General features: G+C 69.2%; 15 protein-coding genes and 2 pseudogenes. 7 read left to right on the forward strand and 10 right to left on the reverse strand.

All coding sequences use genetic code 11. The features are described from left to right. Window positions 1–171: 171 nt before the first annotated feature. The 3 genes from GA0115233_RS13710 to GA0115233_RS13720 form a co-directional block, all read right to left on the reverse strand. Window positions 172–690: a cupin domain-containing protein gene (locus tag GA0115233_RS13710; protein WP_093720464.1), complete on the reverse strand. Its 519-nt coding sequence runs from the start codon at window positions 688–690 to the stop codon at window positions 172–174. 172 nt (window positions 691–862) lie between these two features. Continuing rightward, window positions 863–997: a hypothetical protein gene (locus GA0115233_RS41695; protein ID WP_255310171.1), complete on the reverse strand. Its 135-nt coding sequence runs from the start codon at window positions 995–997 to the stop codon at window positions 863–865. A 221-nt stretch (window positions 998–1,218) separates the two neighbouring features. Further along, window positions 1,219–1,491, reverse strand: coding sequence for a hypothetical protein (locus GA0115233_RS13720; RefSeq protein ID WP_093720466.1), 273 nt, complete (start codon window positions 1,489–1,491; stop codon window positions 1,219–1,221). A 138-nt stretch (window positions 1,492–1,629) separates the two neighbouring features. Between GA0115233_RS13720 and GA0115233_RS13725 the strand changes: the two genes are divergently transcribed. The 6 genes and pseudogenes from GA0115233_RS13725 to GA0115233_RS13750 all read left to right on the forward strand — a co-directional run bounded on the left by GA0115233_RS13725 (window position 1,630) and on the right by GA0115233_RS13750 (window position 8,255). Beyond that, window positions 1,630–2,727, forward strand: coding sequence for a PASTA domain-containing protein (locus GA0115233_RS13725; RefSeq protein ID WP_093720467.1), 1,098 nt, complete (start codon window positions 1,630–1,632; stop codon window positions 2,725–2,727). A gap of 257 nt (window positions 2,728–2,984) precedes the next feature. After that, window positions 2,985–4,289 carry a chloride channel protein gene (locus GA0115233_RS13730; RefSeq protein WP_093720468.1) on the forward strand — a complete coding sequence of 435 codons (1,305 nt, stop codon included), beginning with the start codon at window positions 2,985–2,987 and terminating at the stop codon, window positions 4,287–4,289. 72 nt (window positions 4,290–4,361) lie between these two features. Then, on the forward strand, window positions 4,362–4,847 hold the full coding sequence (locus GA0115233_RS13735; RefSeq protein WP_093720482.1) for a gluconokinase: 486 nt from the start codon (window positions 4,362–4,364) through the stop codon (window positions 4,845–4,847). 115 nt (window positions 4,848–4,962) lie between these two features. After that, window positions 4,963–5,592, forward strand: a pseudogene (locus GA0115233_RS13740) (trehalase-like domain-containing protein); the annotation flags it as partial. Between the two features lie 53 nt (window positions 5,593–5,645). Beyond that, window positions 5,646–6,557, forward strand: a complete 912-nt coding sequence (locus GA0115233_RS13745) for a cyclase family protein (RefSeq protein WP_093720469.1) — start codon at window positions 5,646–5,648, stop codon at window positions 6,555–6,557. A gap of 117 nt (window positions 6,558–6,674) precedes the next feature. Further along, window positions 6,675–8,255, forward strand: a complete 1,581-nt coding sequence (locus GA0115233_RS13750) for a GMC oxidoreductase (protein ID WP_093720470.1) — start codon at window positions 6,675–6,677, stop codon at window positions 8,253–8,255. A gap of 151 nt (window positions 8,256–8,406) precedes the next feature. Here the strand turns inward: GA0115233_RS13750 and GA0115233_RS13755 are convergent. From GA0115233_RS13755 to GA0115233_RS13770, 4 genes and pseudogenes are all read right to left on the reverse strand, one after another. Next, window positions 8,407–9,312, reverse strand: a pseudogene (locus GA0115233_RS13755) (cytochrome d ubiquinol oxidase subunit II); the annotation flags it as partial. Continuing rightward, window positions 9,312–10,715, reverse strand: coding sequence for a cytochrome ubiquinol oxidase subunit I (locus GA0115233_RS13760; protein ID WP_093720483.1), 1,404 nt, complete (start codon window positions 10,713–10,715; stop codon window positions 9,312–9,314). The pseudogene GA0115233_RS13755 and the gene GA0115233_RS13760, both read right to left, overlap by 1 nt. 176 nt (window positions 10,716–10,891) lie before the next feature. Next, the gene (locus GA0115233_RS13765) at window positions 10,892–11,731 is read right to left on the reverse strand and encodes an SDR family oxidoreductase (RefSeq protein WP_255310172.1); all 840 of its coding nucleotides are present in this window, start codon (window positions 11,729–11,731) and stop codon (window positions 10,892–10,894) included. A gap of 467 nt (window positions 11,732–12,198) precedes the next feature. Continuing rightward, complete coding sequence (locus tag GA0115233_RS13770; protein ID WP_176711767.1) at window positions 12,199–12,783, reverse strand: hypothetical protein; 585 nt, start codon at window positions 12,781–12,783, stop codon at window positions 12,199–12,201. Here GA0115233_RS13770 and GA0115233_RS13775 point away from each other — a divergent pair. Continuing rightward, a complete protein-coding gene (locus tag GA0115233_RS13775; RefSeq protein ID WP_255310173.1) occupies window positions 12,777–16,877 on the forward strand; it encodes a protein NO VEIN domain-containing protein in 4,101 nt (1,366 codons plus the stop codon). The genes GA0115233_RS13770 and GA0115233_RS13775 overlap by 7 nt on opposite strands. Before the next feature lie 356 nt (window positions 16,878–17,233). On the opposite strand, the gene GA0115233_RS13780 is transcribed toward GA0115233_RS13775, so the two are convergent. From GA0115233_RS13780 to GA0115233_RS13790, 3 genes are all read right to left on the reverse strand, one after another. After that, window positions 17,234–18,031: an 8-oxoguanine DNA glycosylase OGG fold protein gene (locus GA0115233_RS13780; protein ID WP_141689508.1), complete on the reverse strand. Its 798-nt coding sequence runs from the start codon at window positions 18,029–18,031 to the stop codon at window positions 17,234–17,236. Window positions 18,032–18,220: 189 nt separating this feature from the next. Further along, window positions 18,221–19,981: an Hsp70 family protein gene (locus tag GA0115233_RS13785; RefSeq protein WP_093720472.1), complete on the reverse strand. Its 1,761-nt coding sequence runs from the start codon at window positions 19,979–19,981 to the stop codon at window positions 18,221–18,223. Further along, window positions 19,978–20,793 (reverse strand): hypothetical protein, encoded by an 816-nt coding sequence (locus GA0115233_RS13790; protein WP_093720473.1) that lies wholly within the window; start codon window positions 20,791–20,793, stop codon window positions 19,978–19,980. Before GA0115233_RS13790 ends, GA0115233_RS13785 begins: the two co-directional genes overlap by 4 nt. Window positions 20,794–20,857: the final 64 nt, after the last annotated feature.

Here is a 20,857-nt window from a genome sequence, read left to right on the forward strand (position 1 = left end):
CGGACGCCACATGGCAGGACGCCGTCCTGAGCGCCATCCTCATCGGCTCCGTCCCGATCCTCGTCGGAGGACCGGTACTCCTGTCCGTCATCGGGCTGACGGTGTGGGTGTCGAGGCGGGTGCGTTCACGGAACGGCAGTCGTCCCACAGACCACTGATCGCTCCGCGCCCCTACTCCGCCCCCTCGTCGAAGTCCTCGACGAAGTAGCTGTCGTGCCGTACGCGGAACCGCTTCAGTTCCTCGCTGCCGCGTTGGGCCATTTCGGCGACGCGCTCGAAGTACTCCTCGCGAGGGGCGCCCGGGGAGAAGAGCATGAGCATGGACATGGGGGCGTCGGAGGTGTTCCTGAAGGCGTGCAGGCCGCCGACGGGGACGTAGAGGAAGTCGCCGGTACGGCCGGTGACCCACTTGTCGCCGTTGTAGAGCTCCAGCTCGCCGGAGAGGATGTAGAAGGACTCCGACATCGCCTTGTGAAAGTGGGTCTTGGGGCCTCCGGCGCGGGCGGCCAAGTCCACCTTGTACAGGCCGAATTCGCCGCCGGTCGAGAGTTGGGTGGCGAGATAGCTCGTCGTTCCCGCGGGTGAGGAGAGGTCCGGAGGCGTGTCCGCCGGGCGGAACACCGCGTTCACCTCTCCCCTGTCACCGTGGTAGCGGGGCTCCGGGTAGGTCAGGTCCTCGGGGTACGACATGGCGTGCGCTCCTTCTGGCTCGTCCGGTACCGCAAGCCTGCTCCCCTCCCCGGGCAGGGGCATCGGCCGTCCGGATGATCTTGGAGGAACCCGAGGCCGAGGGCCTTCGGCCTAGGTCGGGGTGGTCGTGACGGAGTCCCGGTTGGCCCCGCTCATACGCTCGTCATCGCCGTCACACGCCCCAGGCGCGGGTCTTGTCCAGATGCTCGATCAGTTGCGTCTCCGACCGGAGCAGCCGTTCCCTGTGCTCGGGAGGCAGCGTCGCCAGGGCGTCGACGAGCCGTTGTGCCCGGGGTATATGGACCATGTTCGCCGCATACACGCGACAGCCGGAGCACCAGGCGAGCCCGACGCAGCGCTCGTACACCGCGGAGTCGGGCGGATGGAAACGGTACTGGTAGGAGCGGACAGGCGTGCCGCAGGCGGCGCAGATCCGGCGGTCACCGTCCCGGACGGTCTCCCAGGTGCCGGACTTCGTCCATCGCCGCCGAGCGGTATGTGCTCTTCAAGTCGTCATGGCGAGCACTATCACTCGTCGACGAGCCCGAAGCCCACCGCGAATCCCTCCAGGAACTCCCGCCGCGCTGGGTTCTGTTCCGCCGCCGCCATCGTGTCGAGCAGGTGCAGCAGTTCGGTGCGTTGGTCGTCGGTCAGTTGGGTCGCCCAGTGCGCGATGCCCTCCAGCACCTTGACGGCGTCGTCCGGATGCATCTGCTCGTCCTCGCAACTCTCCACGAACCAGAGCACGTCGACGAAGGCCTCGGCCATGGCTCGGGTGAGGGAGGGGTATACGGCGGTCACGTCTGTCTCCAAGGTCGTGGGTCCCTGCCATTGAACCCTTGTCACCGACGGACCAGGGCACCACGTAGTGAATCAGCCCGCACAGGGCGTGCGGACTCCCACCGTGCCCCGGTCCGCGCCGTGGGAGTTAAGTACTGCATGAATCCGTACAACACCCCGCCCGTGTCGTGCCCTTGGTGGAGGACCACACCTGCCGTCCTGGGCCTCCTCGTCCTGATCGCCCTGTTCGGCACTTTCAGCTACACCCTGGGCTTCTTCGTGATGATCGCGGCTGTCGTGGCCGTGTGGGTCGTCGCTCCGTGGCGCAAGCGCGCGAAGCTCGGTGCGACGCTCGGCGCCCTGGTGCTCCTGACGATCGGCGGAGAGGTGGGTGCGCGCCTCGACCACGACCCCGCACCCACCACCGATGCCAAGTCAGCGGATCCGAGCCGAGTAAGCACCGACGCGGCCTCCCCGTCCCCGCTCGCCGATTTTGCCGGGCAACCCCTGCACAAGGCCGAAGAGCGGGCACGTTCTGCCGGCTACCGCGCGGGCCACCACGACGCTGCCGAAGACGGGCGCACGATCTTCATGCGGTCCTTGTGGACCGTGTGCTTCCAGAAGGCCGACACAGCCACGAAGACCGTCGACTTCGCGGCTGTCAGAACCGGCGAGCCCTGCCCCGCGAAGGACGGCGCCCCACTTCCCTGGCCGAAGATGCCGGACGTCGTCGGCGCCACCTACGACGCGGCCGTCGAGGAACTGGAACAGGCCGACATCGACCTCGACAGCGTCACACTCGACGACGTCTACCTCGATGTCGACGCTCCGTCCGTGGACGAAGCAGCGGAGAACGGCCATGAGTGGCGGGTCTGCTTCCAGTCCCCGGACGAGGGAACCAGCGTCCCCTCCGACACCATCGTCCATCTCGACCTGGGCCGGTGGACCGACGCGGACCTCGTCCAACGCTGCCCTTCCCAGAAGGACACGACCTACAAGATCCCGGCCAACGATCCCGACTACGCCGATGACAACGGCGACAGCAGCGCCAACGCTGACAGCGGCAGTCGTATCGGAGGCGGTGGGTCGACCGACGGGGATTCGTCGTCCTCCGGCGGTTCCGAAGGAGGCAGCGCGGGCACCGTCCACCCCGGTGCGTTCTGTTCCCCCTCCGGAGCGACCGGCACTTCCAGGACCGGAAAGCCGATGGTCTGCGGGCCCGGTTCCGACGGCCGCGACCGTTGGCGGAGTGCCTGACCCGCGCCCCCACGCCCGAGCACAGCGGCACACCTGCCGGACCCACCCCCTCCGGCCGGTTCGTTCACACGGGGGCTTTCCGTAGGTATTGCGTGGGTCTGCGTGGAGATCGGGGCCGTAGTGGCTAGCCTCGCGCCCGCGGTGGGTGATCCGCCCCCGCTTGGACGAGGAGAAGCGCGATTACCGACTCACAGCCCGAACCGACCGGTCACACCGCCTCCGGCGAGCAGCGGCAGGAGGGGGACCACCTCCGGGATATGCTGCGGCGGCCCGAGTACCGTCGGGCCCTGGTGTTCTGCGGAATCATCGGCATCCCGGTCTCCCTGATCGCGTTCTGGTTCCTCGTCGCACTCCACGAGCTGGAGCACGTGCTCTGGGTGACCTGGCCGCACGACCTCGGCTGGAACGAGCCGCCCTGGTGGTGGCCGTTCCCGCCGGCCCTGGTCTCCGGTGTGGGCGTGGCCCTGGTCGTGCTGCGGCTGCCGGGCCGGGGCGGTCATATCCCGGCGAGCGGCCTGCACGCGGGCGGCGCCGGCAAGAGCGCGATCCCCGGGGTCGTTCTCGCCGCCCTGGCCAGCCTTCCGCTGGGTGCCGTACTCGGGCCCGAGGCTCCGCTGATCGCCCTCGGCGGAGGTCTGGCCCTGGTCTTCCGGGACCTCGTCCGGGCCCCCGCGACGGAGGCGAGCACAAAACTGCTCAGTGCGTCCGGTGCCGCGGCGGCGATCTCCGCGATCTTCGGCAACCCGCTGGTGGCCGCGGTCCTGCTGATGGAGGTGGCGGGCGTGGGCGGCCCGCAGTTGTTCGCCGTGATGCTGCCCGCCCTGCTCTCCAGCGGTATCGGTTCCATCATCTTCACCGGGTTCGGCCGCTGGACGGGCCTGCAGACCGGCAGTCTCGACATCGGACTGCCCGCGCCTCCGGTCCTCGACACCGGAGACGTGGTGTGGTCGGTACTGATGGCGGTCGCCATCGGCGCCGGCATCCACTGGGTGCTGGTGGGCGGACGGCACGTGGCGGTGTTCGTTGCCGCCCACCCGATGCGGAACACGGTGCTCTGCGCACTCGGAGCGGCCGGCTTCGCGGCGCTGGACTCCGCCCTCACGGGGCGTTCGCCCTCGGAGGTGGCCCTCTCCGGTCAGGCCACCCTGTCCCAGTTGGCCTCGAACCCCCACGCCTGGTCGGTCGGCGCTCTCGTCGCGGTACTGCTGTGCAAGGGCGCCGCGTACACCCTCTGCCTGGGCAGCCTGCGCGGAGGCCCGGTCTTCCCCGCGCTGTTCCTGGGCGGAGCCGCCGGGGCCCTGCTCGCTCCTCTGCCCGGCTTCGGCCTCGTACCGGCCATGGCCGCGGGGATGGCGGCGGCAGCGGCAGCCGCGCTGCGGCTTCCCGTCAGCTCCGTCGTACTGGTCGCTCTCCTGCTGGGGCACACCGGGTCGGGCCCTGTCGTCGTGCTGGCCGCCGTGGTGTCCTTCGTGACCGCGGAACTCATGCCGCCGGGGCCGCCCATCCCCGAGTTCAGCACCGGGAAGCGTCGAGCGCGGCGTTCGGAGGCGTCGCCGTCATGATCCACCCGTCCCACGTCCTCGTAGGGAGGCGCGGTGACCAGTAACAGCGGCTCCTCGCCCGTGGTCATCGTGATGGGCGTATCCACGTCCGGGAAGTCCACCGTGGGAGCACTGCTCGCGGAACGCCTCGGTGTGCCCTTCCTGGAGGGCGACGACCTCCATCCGGCCGCGAACCGCGCCGAGATGGCCTCCGGGCATCCCCTCGACGACACCGACCGGCGTCCGTGGCTGGCGGCCCTCACGGAGTGGATCGAAGCCGCGGCGAGCAACGGGGGCGGCGTCGCCTCGTGCTCGGCCCTCAAGCGCGCGTACCGCGATCAGTTCCGGAGTACCGGCGCCGACGTGTGGTTTCTCCATCTGGCCCTGGACCGTGCGGTGGCGGCGGAGCGGATCGCCCACCGCAAGGGGCACTTCATGCCACCGGAACTGCTCGATTCCCAGTTCGAAACCCTTGAGCCCCTGCGAGCCGACGAACCGGGCGCGACCGTGGACGCCTCCGGCAGCACGACGGAGGTCGTGGAAGCGGCCCTGCGCGCACTCCAGCGGCTTACCCGGTAGTGGCAGACCACCCACCCGAAACCCACACCCCCCGCCCCTGATCATCGCGGCGTGCGGGGAGTACCACCGTGAGCGATGGTGGTCTGGCAGGAGATCGCCGAACACCGGAGTGATCATGGACCGCTACCCGCCCATCGCCGACCATGGCCTGGTGGGCGTTCTGCAGACCGCCGCCCTCATCTCGTCGCGAGGTGTCGTCGACTGGTTCGCTGCTCCCCGGTTCGACTCCCCCAGCATCTTCGCCGCGCTGCTCGACCACGACAACGGCGGGTACTTCCAGCTGGCCCTCCACCACCCGGAGTCGAGCGGCAAGCAGCTGTACTACCCCGACACGGCCATCCTGGTGACCCGGTTCGTGTCGTCGGACGGCGTCGGCGAGGTCATCGACTTCATGCCTCCCGACCGGACCCGGAAGCCCACCGACCGGCATACCCTCGTCCGCGCGGTGCGCGCGGTACGGGGCACCGCCGACTTCACGCTCGTCTGCCGCCCCCGGTTCGACTACGGACGCGCCGCGCACCGGCTCGAACTCGACGGTGACAGCGCCGTGTTCCGGGCCCCGGACGTGGGGCGATTGCCGCAGGCCCGCTACACCTTCGAGAAGATGCAGATGTACGCCAACCATGTCGGCCTGTTCGCCGAGGAGATCGGCCCGAGCGGGGAACAACTGGGCAACTTCCCGCAGGCGTTCACCCACCTCTCCCTCATCATGGCCGCGACCGCCCTCGACAGGGCGCTCGACGACGAGCAGGGACGCTGACCTTGGACACGCGGGCCTCGGGGGCGGGAGCACCAGGGTTGAGCGCGGCCGAGTTCGCGGCACTCCACGCACGCCTGCGCCGCGGGACCTCCGAGGGCGCCGGTGAGCGCGGCGCCCTCGCCCTGATCACGCCCGCTCATGTACTGCGGGCCGCGGCCGAGGTGCGGTCCGGCCGTACGGTGACGATGGCGGCGCGGGTGCAGACGGAGCCGGGGCCCGACGACCCGGAACCCTGTGCGCACGTCATGACCGGCGCCGTGCGGGGCGCCATCGAGGCCCATGGACTCCAGTTCGCCCGGGACCGCTTCGCGATGAACGTGCACGGGGACGCCGACAGCCACCTGGATGCCCTGTGTCACGTGATCTACGACGGCACGCTGTACGGCGGAACGGACGCCGACAGCGTCACGGAGAGCGGCGCCACGGCGCTCACCGTCGAGACGGCGCGCGACGGGATCGTCGGTCGTGGTGTGCTGCTGGACATTCCACGGCTTCGGGGAGTGCCCTGGCTCGAACCGGGCGATCACGTGACGGCGGACGACCTCGTCGCGGCCGAACGCGCGCAGCAGGTCCACGTGTCCGCCGGCGACCTCCTCTTCGTCAGGGTCGGCCACCGCAGGCGCCGCGCCGAGCTGGGGGCGTGGGACACGTCCGGCCTGCGGGCCGGACTCCACCCGTACGCGCTGGAGTTCCTGAGGGAGCGACAGGTCGCGGTACTCGGCAGTGACGGGAACAACGACACGGCCCCGAGTTCCACCGAGGGCGTGGCCTTCCCCGTCCATGTGCTCGCGATCCACGCGATGGGCCTGCATCTCCTGGACTTCCTCTGGTTCGAGGATCTGGTGGAGGTCTGCGAGGCCGAGGGGCGCTGGTCGTTCCTCTGCGTGGTCGCCCCGCTGAGGCTGCCTGGGGCCACCGGCTCACCGGTCAACCCGATCGCCGTGTTCTGAGGGCGATTCTGAGGGCGTGCGGGGCACACGCCCGGGTCGCCATAGCCGGAATAGCCGGATAGCTTCTAATTCGCACCGAATGCACCATTGCCGCGTTGCACCAGAACAGGACCCCGTATGACCGGCGATCAGCACTACGACGTCATCATCATCGGTACGGGAGCCGGCGGCGGCACGCTCGCCCACCGGCTGGCCCCCTCCGGCAAGCGGATCCTGATCCTGGAGCGGGGCGGCTATCTGCCGCGGGAGCGGGACAACTGGGACTCCACGGCGGTCTTCGTCAAGGGCCGCTACCGGGCGCCCGAGTTCTGGTACGACAAGCATGGCAACTCGTTCCCTCCCGAGGTCAACTACTACGTCGGGGGCAACACCAAGTTCTACGGCGCCGCGCTCTTCCGCCTCCGCCCCGAGGACTTCGGCGAGCTGCGCCACCACGACGGCATCTCACCCGCCTGGCCGATCCGCTACGAGGATCTGGAGCCGTACTACACCCAGGCGGAGCAGCTCTATCTCGTGCACGGCCGACACGGCGAGGACCCGACCGAGGGCGCCGTCAGCGGCCAGTACCCGCACCCCCCGGTGGAGCACGAGCCGCGTATCCAGCAGCTCAGCGACGACCTGGAGAAGAAGGGGCTGCACCCCTTCCATCTGCCGATCGGCGTGAACCTGACCCAGGACCCCGACGGCAGGGCCACCCACGACAGTGTGTGCATCCGCTGCGACCGCGTGGACGGCTTCCCGTGCCTGCTCGGCGCGAAGTCCGACGCCCAGGTGATCTGTGTCGATCCGGCGCTGACGTACGACAACGTCACGATGGTGACGGAGGCCAACGTCCGGCGCCTGGAGACCGATCCGACCGGGCGCACCGTCACACGGGTCGTCGCCGAACTCGGCGACGGGTCGACGGAGGGCTTCAGCGCCGACATCGTCGTCGTGGCTTGCGGTGCGGTGAACTCCGCGGCACTGCTGCTGCGTTCGGCGAACGACAGGCATCCCGGCGGCCTGGCCAACAGCTCGGACGTGGTGGGGCGTTACTACATGCGCCACAACAACCTGGCGCTGATGGCGGTGTCGAAGGAGCCGAACCCCACCAGGTTCCAGAAGACGCTGGCGCTCAACGACTGGTATCTCGGGGCGGACGACTGGGACTTCCCGCTCGGCGGCATCCAGATGCTGGGCAAGTCGGACGCCGAGCAGATCCACGGCGAGGCTCCGCGCTGGGCGGGCGCGATCACTCCGGACATGCCGTTCGAGATGCTCGCGCACCACGCCGTCGACTTCTGGCTGTGCGGGGAGGACCTGCCGCAGCCCGAGAACCGGGTCACCCTCGACCAGGACGGCGCCGTCCACCTGGCCCTGGACGAGAAGAACAACATCGCCGGGCTCAAGCGCCTCCAGCACAAACTCCAAGGGCTGCTCGGCCACTTGGGCATGCACGAGCACCACTTGCTGCCGCACAGCATCTACCTGCACAAGGGCATGCCCATCGGCGCGACCGCCCACCAGGCCGGTACGGTCCGGTTCGGCACCGACCCGCGCAGCTCGGCCCTGGACGTCGACTGCAAGGCCCACGACCTCGACAACCTCTACGTCGTGGACACCAGCTTCTTCCCGAGCATCGGCGCGGTGAACCCGTCGCTGACCGCCATCGCCAACGCTCTGCGGGTGGGTGACCGTATCGCCGAGCGGCTGCGCTGACGGCAGGGACGCCCGTTACAGGTTGTCCCCCGGTGCTCGGGCCGCCTGCGTGTCGGCGTCGGTGAGCGGCTCCAACTCCCCCCTTGGTGTCCAGCCGGAAGAGCAGCACCAGCAGCGGACCGATCAGCACGATCGCGATGACCGTGACGATCGTCAGCCACTTCAGGGTCTCGGGATCGCCCGCCGCGTCGGTCACCGTCAGGGTGGTGGGCAGCATGTACGGCCGCTGCGCGAAGCCCCAGGCGAGGACGGTGAGCGCCACGCTCGCCGCCGAGGTGTAGCGCGTCCAGCGCAGGGAGCGGCGCAGCAGGAAGTACACCGTGGCCACTCCGCAGACCGCGGCCAGGACAACCAGCAGCAGGCCCATGCCTCCGGTCAGGCCGTCCCAGACGTGCCGGGCGTCGTCGTGCGTGACGGGCAGGGCGACGAGGGCGAGGACGACGACCGCGGCGAAGGCGGCCAGCGCCCGTGGGCGGAAGTAGTCGACGAGGTCGTCCGCGCCGAACCGGCGTGCGTCCGAGCAGAGGTACACCGCCCCGAGGAACGCGGTGGCCGTGACGGTGAGCAGGCCGGTGAGGACCGAGGTCGGGTTGGCCCACGCGTCCACGGAGGCGGTCGTGCCGACCTGGACCCGGCCGGCTGCGATGCCGCCGAGGACCGCCCCGAAGAAGAAGGGCGTGAGCAGCGACGAGACCGCGAACGCAGCGCCGTAGATACGGCGTTGGGCCAGGCGGTGGGTGGGCTTGCGCAGGGCGAATCCGGCTCCGCGCAGCACGAGGCCGACGGCCGCGAGGGCGAGCGGCAGCCACATCGCCTCGAAGACGGCCTGGAACATCGTCGGGAAGCCGGTCCACATGACGACCAGGACGAAGATCAGCCAGACGTTGTTGACCTCCCAGACCGGTGCCATCGCGTGGTCGATGAGCCAGCGGGGCCGCTTGCCCCGCTCCGCGCCTCCGGCCAGCAGGTCCCAGAACCCCGCGCCGTAGTCGGTGCCCCCGGCGCAGGCATAGGCGGCGATGACGACGACCAGCACCCATGCGATGAGTTCCGCCATCAGGACGCACCGCCCGTCGTGCGCTCGGAGCCGGCCGCGGCACCCGGCTGGGCGGCCCTGGGTCCGTAGGGGGTGTCGGTCTCCGGTTCCGCGCCGCCCGGCACCGCGGCCGTGGCCTCGTCGGCGATACGCCACCGGGTGCGCATCTTCAGCACGATCGCCAGGAACGCGCCGAACATCAGCACGTACACGACCATGACGATGCCGAGCATCGCCCACAGCGATCCGGCGCGGGTGTCGGTCACCGCCTCGGAGACCCTCATCTGGTTGTAGACGATCCAGGGTTGGCGGCCCACTTCCGTCGTGATCCAGCCGCACTCCACGGTGACCAGGCACGCGACTCCCGCGACCGCCGCGCAGCGGAAGAACCAGCGGTTGGGAGGCAGATCCCGGTGCCGCCACCAGCTCCACGCGTACCAGAGAGCGAGCAGGATCAGCAGGCTGCCGATGATGACCATGATGTCGAAGGCCCAGTGGGCGATGGTGGCCTGAACGGCGGTGGGCCGGTCGGACTGCGGTACCGATGTCAGCCCGGTCACCTGAGTACTCGGCTTGAACCCCGCGAGGATCGAGTCCAGTTGGGGAATCTTGATGCCCCCGGAGATCGAGCCGTCGCTGTTCAGGCGTCCGAACAGGTACTCCGGGACATGGGTGTCGGTCTCCCAGACCAGTTCCATGGCGGCGAACTTCACCGGCTGCTTGTGGAACACGGCGCGGGCGGCGGAGTCGCCGACCATGAACTGGACCGGCGTGAGGATCGCGGCCACGGTGAACGGCAGCGTGAAGCCGAGCCAGTGGTACCGGTCGCGTCGGCCGCGCAACCAGCCCACGGCATACACCCCGGCGACCACGTATCCGGCAGTCATGAACATCGCGACCACGAAGTGCCAGTACTCCGGGCCGAACATCGGGGTGAAGATCGACTGCCGCACGTCGACGTCTACGGGGTTGCCCTGGGCGTCGAGGCGGAAGCCTTGCGGGGTGTTCATCCAGGAGTTGGCCGCGATGATGCCGAACGCCCCCATCAGGGCCGCGAGCGGCAGCGGCGCGCCCAGCCAGAAATGGGTCCACGGCTTCAGACGGCGCCATCCGTAGAGGTAGACGGCGATCAGGACGGCTTCCAGGAAGAACGCCCATGCCTCGATGCCGAATCCCAGTCCGAAGACGTCGCCCCAGCGTCCCATCATGCCGGGCCATAGCAGACCGAGCTCGAAGGAGAGCACCGTGCCGGTGACGACACCGATGGCGAACTGGACGGCCATCACCGCGGACCAGCGCCGGGCGAGTTTGAGGGCGACGGGGTCGTTGCGCCGCAGCCCGCGATGATGCATCAGCAGCGTGATGAACGGCAGCGCGACACCGAACGGGACCAGCAGGATGTGCGCACCGAGAGTGAAGGCCATCAGCTCGCGGGCGGGCAGGAGTTGAGGCGGGGCGTCCGCGAGATGGATCGCTGTGCTGAGCAAGGTGTCCTCGTGGTTCGGTCCCGCGGAGGGCGGGGTGGGCGGCCTGGCCGTGCGATCGACCGCGCGGCGCCCGGAGGATCGGGCGACCCTTCACCGCGGTCCTGTACGAGGGCTCAGCCGCCCGTGGCGAAACCGGGGAAGAGCGTCATCCCGCCGTCGACGTAGAGCGTGGTGCCGACCATGTAGTCGAGCAGGTCGGAGGCCACGGCGACGACGGCGTTGGCGATGTCCTCCGGGTCGCCCACCCGGCGGTAGGGGATCAGCCGGATCAGGTCGGCCTCCGCCTCGGGGGTGGACCAGGCGTCGCGGTTGATCGGGGTGCGAATGGCACCCGGCGCGATCGCGTTGACCCTGATCCGATGGGGCGCCAGCTCCTGGGCGAGGGTCTGCATCAGCATGCCGACGCCGCCCTTGGAGGAGGCGTAGTTCACGTGTCCCGACCAGGGGATGATCTGGTGGACCGAACTCATGCAGATGATCTTCCCGGCCGAACGGGACACCTCCTCGACCACGCCGCGCCGCATGAACTCCTTGGCGGCCTCCCGCGCGCAGAGGAACTGACCGGTCAGATTGACGTCGATGACCTTCTGCCACTCGGCGAGCGACATCTCCGTCACATGGGCGTCCCGCTGGAGGCCCGCGTTGGCCACCATCACGTCGATGGTGCCGAACTCCTCGACCATGCGCGCCACCATGCCGACGACCTGCTCCTCGTTCGACACATCGGCTTCGTGGGCGTAGGCGCGGACCCCGAACTCCTTGATCTGCGCCACGACCTTCTCGGCCTCGTCCGCGCCCGCCACGTAGTTCACCACGACGTCCGCTCCGGCCCGGCCCAGCGCGACGGCGGTCGCCAGCCCGATGCCCGAGTTGGCACCGGTCACCAGCGCCTTCTGCCCCTTGAGCAACTGCACGGACCCGGCCGCCTGAAGCGGGTTGACACTGGTCGCCACGGTCTCTCCTTCCGACGTAGAACGCAGCGCCCGCCCACGGCGGGCACGCCGGCCGGGAGGCGGCGAGGAAGGGTGACCCTGAGCCGCCCCGGATCGGACGCACAGGACCGCGTACCCGGCCCGGGCACAGACGAAAGCACCCCGCCCCGTGGCCGGGGCCCCCGGCACGCCACCCGGCGCCCGTTCAGCCGTACAGGTCACACGGCCGGGCTAGGGCCCCTTGCGTGGTCGGCCGGGTCAGCCGAGGAAGCTCAGCCGGACCTGCCGCTGCGGATTGTCCTTGTTGGTGTCCGCCAACCTCCGTTAGGACAACCCCAGCCTATCGGGATTGCGACGGGCACCAGCCTGGTGCCGTGGGCATCCTCTTCCGGGATGACCACGGCGGCTGGAGCACCGGCGAGGCGTGCAGAAGTCGGCCATGGTTGGTCCGCCGCGCTGACATCACGACGCCCTTGCCGTGCACTCGATCAGGAGTCGTAGCGCTCGGTCACCACCATCGTCGTCCCTGCGAGGACCGCTCCCACTGGCGCCTCGGCCCACTCAGCAAGCAGCAGTGGTTTCCCGTCCACGGACTTCAACAAGTGGGCGATCTCGTCGGCGCTCGGTGCAACCGGAAGAGCACAGCCGATCACGGGGCTGCCCGTCGCACTGGTGTGGTCTCCGTACTCTTCGTCGGGGTCGTCCGGCTCCCAGCGCCCGACCTCGATCTCCCAAGAAGCGTCGTCATCACCAGGTTCCGGTGCTTGGACCGTCATGTAGAAACCGTCAGAGTCATACGGCTCCGCAAAGATCCCGCTGCCGGCGTCATCCAGTGAAGCCCACCTCCCACCACCCAGGGAGTGTGCCGTGACCAGCACCCGGAGGTCAGCGGTAGCCTTCTCCCGCTCCTCAGGCGTGAACCCTGCTTCTCTGTGATCGAACTGTTCGCGCGTCTCGTCGCTCAGAGTGTCCATACCGTCGTCGTCCTTCACGAAGGGATGGCCAAACTCCCAGTGGCGTTCGTTCTCCGGCTCATCCCCCGAGGAAGCCCCCGAGAAATCGTCGAGTGCCACGCGCACCGCGCTCCCACAACCTGCTGCGCGAAGCGGCGAACCAGGTGCACGGGGCTGAGTTCGCGGACGTTCCCGTCGTACCACTCCTGAACCGGGAGGCCCCGCACGGTTCCTGGGGCACGCCCCGCGATTCCGTGCTCTGGCCCGAGCTCGGGCTGTCGGTACTCACGGCCGAGGCGGCCGGGGCGGTCGGCATCGCCGTGGCGGATCCGGCCGTCGGGGCCAAGCCCCTGAAGCGTCTCGCGAGGTTGTGCGAGGCGCTCAAGTGCCCCTTGGAGCCCTCGGCACAGCAGCGGGCGGACCACGCCGAGCGGATCGTGGGGACCCTGCCGCTGCCCGCTCCCGATGCTCCCGTCGACGACTGGAACGGCGTTTACGCCGATCTCGCCCTGCTGTTCAAGGACGAGGGCGGAGTACTGCAGGGCAGGAAGCTGTTGCTGGCGGACGATGGGAAGCTCCGGCGTGCCAACGGTGGCTCTGCCACGGACACAAAGGACGGCTCGCGGCGCAGGGCGGCCAGGCGGGAGGCCTTTTTCCAGCCGGCTCGTGGCGAAACAGCGGGCGACGAGGGCCTGGCCGTGCCCGACGCCTTGAAGAAGCGCATGTTCTATCTGCACCCGGGGCTGAACTGGGTGGAGGAGGAAGGCCACGTACGACGCCAGGAAGCCCGGTTGTTCCTGGAACGCTTCAGGCTCGTCCGGCGTTTCGACGCCGCCGGCCTACTCGACCACGTCCGCCGCGCCCTCACCGAGAGCAACTCGGCGCGGCTGCGCGACCAGGCCCTCCGCTTCGTGTTCCGCCTCTACCGGTCGAGGCAGTCCGCACAATCTCTGCAGCTGCGTCCGCTGGGGCTGTACGTTCCCTCGGCCGAGGGCCCCGCCATCAAAGCGGCCGGCGCCGCTTTCGGGGCCGGATGGACGGGGACCCACGGTGACGAGCTCGCCTCCGTCGTGGCCGAGGGACGGGAGTCCTCGGCCGGCCTCCGCTTCATGGCACAGCAGCTCGTGGCGCCACCCGAGGCCTTCCTAAGACGGGGCGAAACCCGGGAGGAGTGGCGGGAGTTCCTCAGCGATCTCGGCGTCACCGACGGACTGCTTCCCGTAATGTCATCCGGCGCGGAGAAGGTAGCCGAGGGTAGCGCGCTCACCACGAGCAACCTGATCAGCATGGCAAAGGTGTCTGTCGAGGTCGCCGATCAGTGGCGGCCGTTCATCGACCGCGCGCGAAGCCGTGTCGCCCATCCCTACACCCCGTACGTCGGAACCCCCGCGTTCCGGCTGCCGGGCCAGGACGTCGCCGGGCGGCTGAGCGAACCGGGCCGCATCGCCTATGCACGACTGGTCCTGCACGGCCTGGCCCGGTGGAGCAATACTCACCTCACCAGCGTCTGGAACCGGGACCGGACGGGCAACCAGGATCTGCAGCACGTCCCGACCCCCCTGTCCGCCTTCGTCCGCGGCCAGCCCTGGCTCCCGGTGCGAGGCCGTGGCGGCACCGTCCGCTTCGTCCGGCCGGACGAAGCTTGGCATGTCCCCGCAATCCTTGAGCAGGAGCCGGCCTTCGCCCCGACCATCCTGCGGCAGCTCCGCCCCCTGCTGGACGACGATCAGGCCCTGCGCCGGCTGCGCGATGCCGGGTTGCCGACCTGGGGCGACCACAGGGACAGCGCCCGGCTCATCGCCACCCTGGGCGAGCTGGTGAAGTCGGATGCCGTGGACGACGGGGACCGGCCCGCCCTTCAGCGGGCAAACGAGCGTGCCTGGCAGAACCTGGCCGCACAAGCGGCGTCAATCGAGCCGCTCATCGGCTCGGCCCTGCTCGCAGAGCGGGGCAAGCAGCTCATCGCGGTCAACTTCGCTACGCTCCTCGACGGCTCAGTACGGCTGTACGTCACCGGGGACCGGGACAATCTGAAGGCACGCCTGGCCAGGGAGCTCAAGCTTCCGCTGCTCGTGGTGCCGGGGGCGGCGGCTGAAGTCACCCGCATCCTCCGCCACCGCTGCCCGGACGCGATACGGCACGCCGACGACGCTGACCTGTCGGTCGAAATCGTCAGCACCTCCGGCACCACAATCGTCGGAACCTCCGGCACCACGGAAGGGCTTGGAACGCCGCTCGTCGACGAGCTGCCGTGGCTTCCACTCGCGGTGGGCGTCCTGGCCGACCATCCGCCCCGGGGCGGCCGTCCGACCGACGCCGAGCTCACCGATTTCGTCGCCGCCGTCCGCCGCGTCCGCATCCACCGCTACGTCTCGCTGAAGATCACCCTCGACGGGGCTGCCGTGGAACTCCCGGAACGGCAGGACGGCATGCTCCCCCTGCCCGACCCCTCCCACCCGCTGGTCCTCACCCCAGACCTGCCCCTTTCCTGGGACTTCGTGGCCCGGATCGGCTACGCGGTCAGCCAAGTACTGGACCGTCCGGAGTACGCCGTCCCGCTCAAGCTCGCCGCCCGCGAACTGGAGCGCGAGCACGCATCCCTCGAAGAACCGACCGATCGCCAGCTCGCGGCGGTGCTCGATCTCTCCGTCCACCAGGTCAGGGAGACCGCTCACCGCCTCGACGGGTCCCTCGCGGGCGTGCTGGAGCGCTGCCACCCCTTCCTCGTACACGCCCTCGGCGCCGACCAGGCTAGAAAGCTGACGGACCCGGCTCCGGCCGACGCCCGGGAGTTCCTCGCCCGCCTCGAACCGTACTCGGACGCCCTTCCCCTGCCCTCCGCGCAGCTCATCGAGGCCGCGCGCGTCGCGCGGGACATCGACGGCCTCCGGGTCCTGGCCGAAGTCGACTTCGCGGACCTGAACCGCACGCTGGCAGGGCTCGCGCCACGGTACCGGCCGATCAGCCACGCCGAGGCCCACGACGAGGCCGTACGCCGACACGTGGATCTCGGTCGCGGCACCCTCATCGACCGGCTGCGCTGGGCCCGTCGGGCAGAGTTCGATGCCCGTAGGCCCATCGCCGACTGGCCCACCACCCGCTCCCTGAAGTGGATCACTGCTCCGGAAGAGTGGGCCCTCACCGTCGACAGCGCCGACGACGGCCTGCTGCGGGCCGTTGTCGAGCAGGCACTCACCGCCCGTCTGGGGGCGTCCGCCCCGGCCAAAGGCGAACGGCTCGCCGCCATGGACAGGTTGCGCAGCCACAACCATGCCGTCATCACCAAGAAGACACCCGATCTGGTCGCCCTGGTGAAGGCGGCGAAACGGCCGCTGCCTGCGGTGCTGGCGAAGGCGGCCGCTGCTGAGGAGATCACCGACCTGCTGGACGAGGCGGGCGCGCTCGACTTCCGCGAGCTCTCGGCCGACGATGTCGTCGGCTGGCTCGCGGCCCTGGGCCAGTGGCCGACGGACATGGCTGCCTCCGCGGAGCCCCAGGCACACGGGCTCACTCCCGCCGAGTTGGACCGAGTACGGAACGCCGCGGAGCAGGCCCGCATCGAACGGGCCAAGCGCCAGCGGATCATCTCCATCGGTGAACGGGACTTCGACATCGAATCCGGCGACTTCACCGAGCTGGCCTCGGAGCTGCGCCGCGCTCTGGAATCCGGCCCGCCCCTCAGCGGCAGTGCCCGAAGGCGCTGGGCAGCGCTGAAGCCGATCCCGCCTCGGAGGGCGGCTAGCTCCTCGGGCGGACGGCCAGGCGTGCGCGTCGACGGGGAACGCGGGCTGTCATCGGCCCAGCGCTCGGCGATCGGCTTCGTGGGCGAGTGGTACGCGTACCAATGGCTTCGCGAGCAGGACCGAGCGACCGACGAGACCAGCTGGGTCTCCGGCAACCGGACCCACGTCTTCCCCGGGCCTGCCGGAGACGACAGCCTCGGCTACGACTTCAAGGTCGGCTCCGGCAGGAGTCCGCGGTTGTACGAGGTCAAGGCCACCCAGGGGCCGGGCGGGCAGATCGAGCTCGGCGAAACCGAGGTACGGGCGGCGCAGAAGTACGGCGGCAGCGACCGCTGGCGGATCCTGGTGGTCACCTCGGTGCTGGACGCGGAGCACCGGCAGGTGCGCATGCTGCCGAATCCGTTCAGCGAGCGCGGCCGCGGGCTCTACCGCGAGGAGGGCGGCGCGCTCCGCTTCGCCTATCGTTTGTGAGGTGCAACCGGTCCATCCGCCACAGCCACCACGCGCCTGGGCCCACCGTCTCCCGGCGTCGGCCAACACGGCCCGGATCTGGAGCCCACGACTCGCAACGACCGGTCGCGTCAATCAGTCTTCGCCTGACGCGAATAGGCTGGGCGGTCATCGGTCATGGTGAAGGGCCATCCCCATGAGCACGGGGCCCCCGATCTGCGGGTTCCGGGACTTGATCCCCTACACCACCTGGCGGGACCATCTCCAAGGTGGACGGTCGTCGTCTGCTGACGTTCGAGGCCTCGGGACTTGGCTGCGGCCATTGGGCAAGCACCTGAACCAAGCGAGCATCGGAAGGTGAACACCCGGCGATACAGCTATTCCGGGCCCCAGACGGCACTGAAGAGGGCCAGCTCGAGCACGTCTGGGGCTGCGGGCCAGTCGATCGACGCGGCCGCGAGTCGCTCGTTGGCGGCGTACATCCACCGGAGGTAGACGTCGTAACGGTGGGAACTCCAGCCGCTGTCGCGCCAGATCCACTTGGCGATCGCCTCGGACCACTCGTAGCCAACCGCACGTCCAACCTTCGTGGCGTGCCTGCGCAGGACCCCGGCGAGCACGCTGTCGAGGATCAGGGGACGCGGGCCCTTCACGTCTGGCAGCGCCTGGCCCGCGAAGTAGAGGAATTTGGTGAGGAACGCCGGACCGAGGCCATCGAGAGTGTTCAGCACCTCGTAGGCTGCGACCGCGCCCTCGTCGACGAGCAGGCTCACCGCCTCGGTGAGGACGGCCTCAGCGCTGGGCTGGGCGAGCACCTGACGAGTGCGGTACGGGCCGTAGCCTGTAACACCGTAGCCCCACACCTGCGTGGCCACGAACGCCTCTGCCCAGCTCTCGGACTGCTCTGCGGCCCGGACCGCGGCCACGACCTCGGCTCGGCTCACCGAGGCCGAATCGGCCGCCGCCCGGTCGGCGAAGGTGCCGGGCCACGGCGCTACGACTATCCACTTGGATGGCGTGTACGGGATGCTGTGAGGGCCACTCCCGTTCGCGTACCGTTGACCGCGCTCTGGGTCGGCTAGCCACCGCCCCAGTGAGTCCACCGCGCTTTCCGGCAGCAGCAGTTCGAGCATCATCTCATCAAGCTTGTCCGCCTGGCTCTGGTCGTACCGCATGGCTAACGTCGCCCCCCTCTTCCTCATCTGACGCGTCATCGTGGCACGACGTACCTGCCTTGATTTCTTTGACAGCTGTTCTTGCTTGATCGGGCGTTACAGCGAAGAAGACCGTATAGTCCCGTCCCAGACAGTGGAGCGAGCTACTGGCGCACCCCGGAAATTTCCGCCACAGAGCCCAGAGGCTGGTCAAAGTCCCCTCGTCACCACTCCCTGCGGCTCCCCGTTGACCGTTACGGCAGGGTCGGCCTCCACCACACGCACGGACATGTCGATCGGTGCGGGGCGGGCGTTGGCCGTTTCGGCTGCCGATAGGTGTCGGACGCTGGAGGAGCCGTCGGCGAACGGGCGGACAGTGTGGGCCAGAAGGCGGGTCAGCTCGTCGTCGAGGCCCTGTTGCAGTGGGGTGCCGTCGGGGCCGAAGGAGTCGATCTCACGCTCCTCAAGCACCACGCCGGTCTCCGCGTGGGTGGCGGTGAAGCGTAGGATGCCGCTCTCGTTGTAACGGAACTTGACCTCGATCATGTTCCGGCGGACGTCCCGTTCGCGGGTCGGGAGAGGCACCTCGATGTTGGCCAGGGGGAAGGAACGGTCGCTGTCGGCCGGGTAGCCGACCTCCCCCTCGATCACCGTCACGCGCACGGAAGAAGCGCCCGGCGTTTCTGGGTGGAAGGTGGACGAACCCTCCGCGGGAAGCGTGGCATTGCGTCGGATGATGACGCGAAAGCCCTTCTGTCCGCCCGCGCCGAAGGCCGTGCCCAGGTCGTAGCTGGTCACCAGGGAGAAGTCGCTGTCGTCGCCGAGTTCGCCGTCTAGGGAGGCCGCGTAGATGGCTGCACCTCGGGCGACGGCGGTCATGGGCCGGCATAGGCCGCTGTCGACGATGCGGTCGTGGCCGAGGAGCTCGCCCAGGGCGTGACGCACCTGGGGGATCTGCGAGGTGCCGCCGATCATCAGGATGGAGTCGATGTCGTCCGCAGTGATGGCCAGGTCCTCCAGCGCCTGCTGGACCGGCTCCATGGCTCGGGTGATGAGCGGGGTGATCGCCTCGGTGTACTCGGCCGCGGTGATCCTGACCTCGCGCCTCGAGATCGAGGGGGCGAGGCCGACCGGGAGGTCGAAGAAGAGCGCGCCGTCCATCGGCACGGAGGACAGGGCGATCTTCGTCAGCTCGACCGACCGGCGCCACCGGCGTCGTTCGGCCTTGGTGAGTTGGTCCGCGGTCAGACCCATCTTCTGCTGGATCAGCTTGGCCAGTGCGTTGTCGAACTCCAGGCCTCCGAGGGCGGTGATACCGCGGGAGGTCTGCTCCTCGAAGAGGCCGTCGTCGTATTCGAGGACGGTGACGTCGATGGTGCCGCCGCCCCAGTCGAATACGAGGAAACGGCCGGGGATCGGGACGTCGTGGGCGTACGAGATCGCAGCCGCGGTGGGCTCGTTGAGCAGGGCCCGGACCTTCACTCCGCCGAGCGCTGCCGCGGCACGGGTGCGGTAGCGGGCGCCGCCTGTGGCGTTGGCGGGGACGGTGACGACCGCGTCGGAGAGGTCGAGCAGTTGGGCGGAGACGCCTTCCTTCATGCGGCTGAACAGGGAGGCGGCCGCGACCGTGCTGTGGAACTTCTCCGAGCCGACCCAGACGTGGTGCTCCTCGAGCTGGGCCGTGACCTCAAGGCCGTCGGTGTCGCCGTCCTTCTCGGCACCGGAGCGCGTGCCGAGCATGCGCTTCACTGCGTCGAGCGGCTCGCTCGTGCCGGTCTTCGCCTCCCAGCCGAAGCAGAGTGTGCGCTGGAGGTCGCGGACGGACAGCACGGAGGGGAAGAGCTGCTCGAACTCGGACATCTGCCACTGGGCGGGCACGTTGTCGCCGTCGACCGGCAGCACTTCGGTGGTGTGCCCGTTCCAGTGGGCCACCACGGAGTTGCTGGTGCCGAAGTCGATACCGAAAGTCATCGCGTTCCCCTCCGCTTCGTCCGGCGGTCCCCGTTTCCTTCAGGGCCAGGACGCGACCCGCCGTTTCGCCGCCCGTTGCCTCTGTTCTGCTGCTTTTCGGGTTCCTGACCCCGGTGGCGCTTTTTCCTCTCCTGCTGTACAGGAGCCGCTTCCTTCTTCTCCGGCTGCTTCCTCCCACCTTCGCCATGGGTTGCTCTACGCCTCTGCCCGGGCGTCATTTCCTCGGGTGGAACCTTGGCAACGGCCCGCAGCCAGCCGCGTTCGACAAGCTTTCCGGACTCCTTGTCGACGTAGGCCGGTGCGACGAGTTCGAAGATGACCGGGCCTGTCTTCATCACGCCGGGCTGGTCCTCCACGACGTTGAACAGCGACTGATCGCCGGTGTCGCCGACAACCTGCAGACCTGCCTTCGCCGCCTCGTCATCGATGCGGGTCAGCACCACCCTCAAGGTCTTCGCCTCCAGCGCCTGCCGGTGAAGAACGGCCAGCTGCGCCAGGTGCATCTGGCGCGTTCGGATGCTTTCCAGCACGCCGCTGCGGACCGCTTCGGTGAACTGGGGAAGCACTCGGCGCATCAGCTCGGTCCGGAAGGCGGAGACCAGATCGGCCTCGGTCTCCTTGTCCGCCAAGGCTGCGCCCAGTTTCTCCGTCGCCTCCTCCAACTCCTTCTCCACCACGGGCAGGAGCGTGTCGTTGACCGACTTCAGGATGGCGGGGGCGTCCAGGGTCCCCGGGGTGAACTCGGGCAGGCGGCTCTCGGTGAACCGCCAGGGAGCTGCCTCGGCCGCCCTGCGCTCCCCACGATTGCGCACGCTTCCGCTGTTCGGCCCGCGTCCCCGGTTCCGCTGGGATCCGTCACGGGGGCCAGAACCACTG

The sequence above is a fragment of the Streptomyces sp. DI166 genome (assembly GCF_900091315.1).
In the GTDB taxonomy this organism is placed as follows: domain Bacteria; phylum Actinomycetota; class Actinomycetes; order Streptomycetales; family Streptomycetaceae; genus Streptomyces; species Streptomyces fuscus.

Excerpts from the sequence above, each read along its gene's own strand:
- GA0115233_RS13785 (WP_093720472.1), bottom strand. The coding sequence starts at position 19,981 with ATGACTTTCGGTATCGACTTCGGCACCAGCAACTCCGTGGTGGCCCAC.
- GA0115233_RS13780 (WP_141689508.1), bottom strand. The coding sequence starts at position 18,031 with ATGCGGTACGACCAGAGCCAGGCGGACAAGCTTGATGAGATGATGCTC.
- GA0115233_RS13735 (WP_093720482.1), top strand. The coding sequence starts at position 4,362 with ATGGGCGTATCCACGTCCGGGAAGTCCACCGTGGGAGCACTGCTCGCG.
- GA0115233_RS13760 (WP_093720483.1), bottom strand. The coding sequence starts at position 10,715 with ATGGCCTTCACTCTCGGTGCGCACATCCTGCTGGTCCCGTTCGGTGTC.
- GA0115233_RS13750 (WP_093720470.1), top strand. The coding sequence starts at position 6,675 with ATGACCGGCGATCAGCACTACGACGTCATCATCATCGGTACGGGAGCC.
- GA0115233_RS13730 (WP_093720468.1), top strand. The coding sequence starts at position 2,985 with ATGCTGCGGCGGCCCGAGTACCGTCGGGCCCTGGTGTTCTGCGGAATC.
- GA0115233_RS13710 (WP_093720464.1), bottom strand. The coding sequence starts at position 690 with ATGTCGTACCCCGAGGACCTGACCTACCCGGAGCCCCGCTACCACGGT.
- GA0115233_RS41695 (WP_255310171.1), bottom strand. The coding sequence starts at position 997 with ATGGTCCATATACCCCGGGCACAACGGCTCGTCGACGCCCTGGCGACG.
- GA0115233_RS13725 (WP_093720467.1), top strand. The coding sequence starts at position 1,630 with ATGAATCCGTACAACACCCCGCCCGTGTCGTGCCCTTGGTGGAGGACC.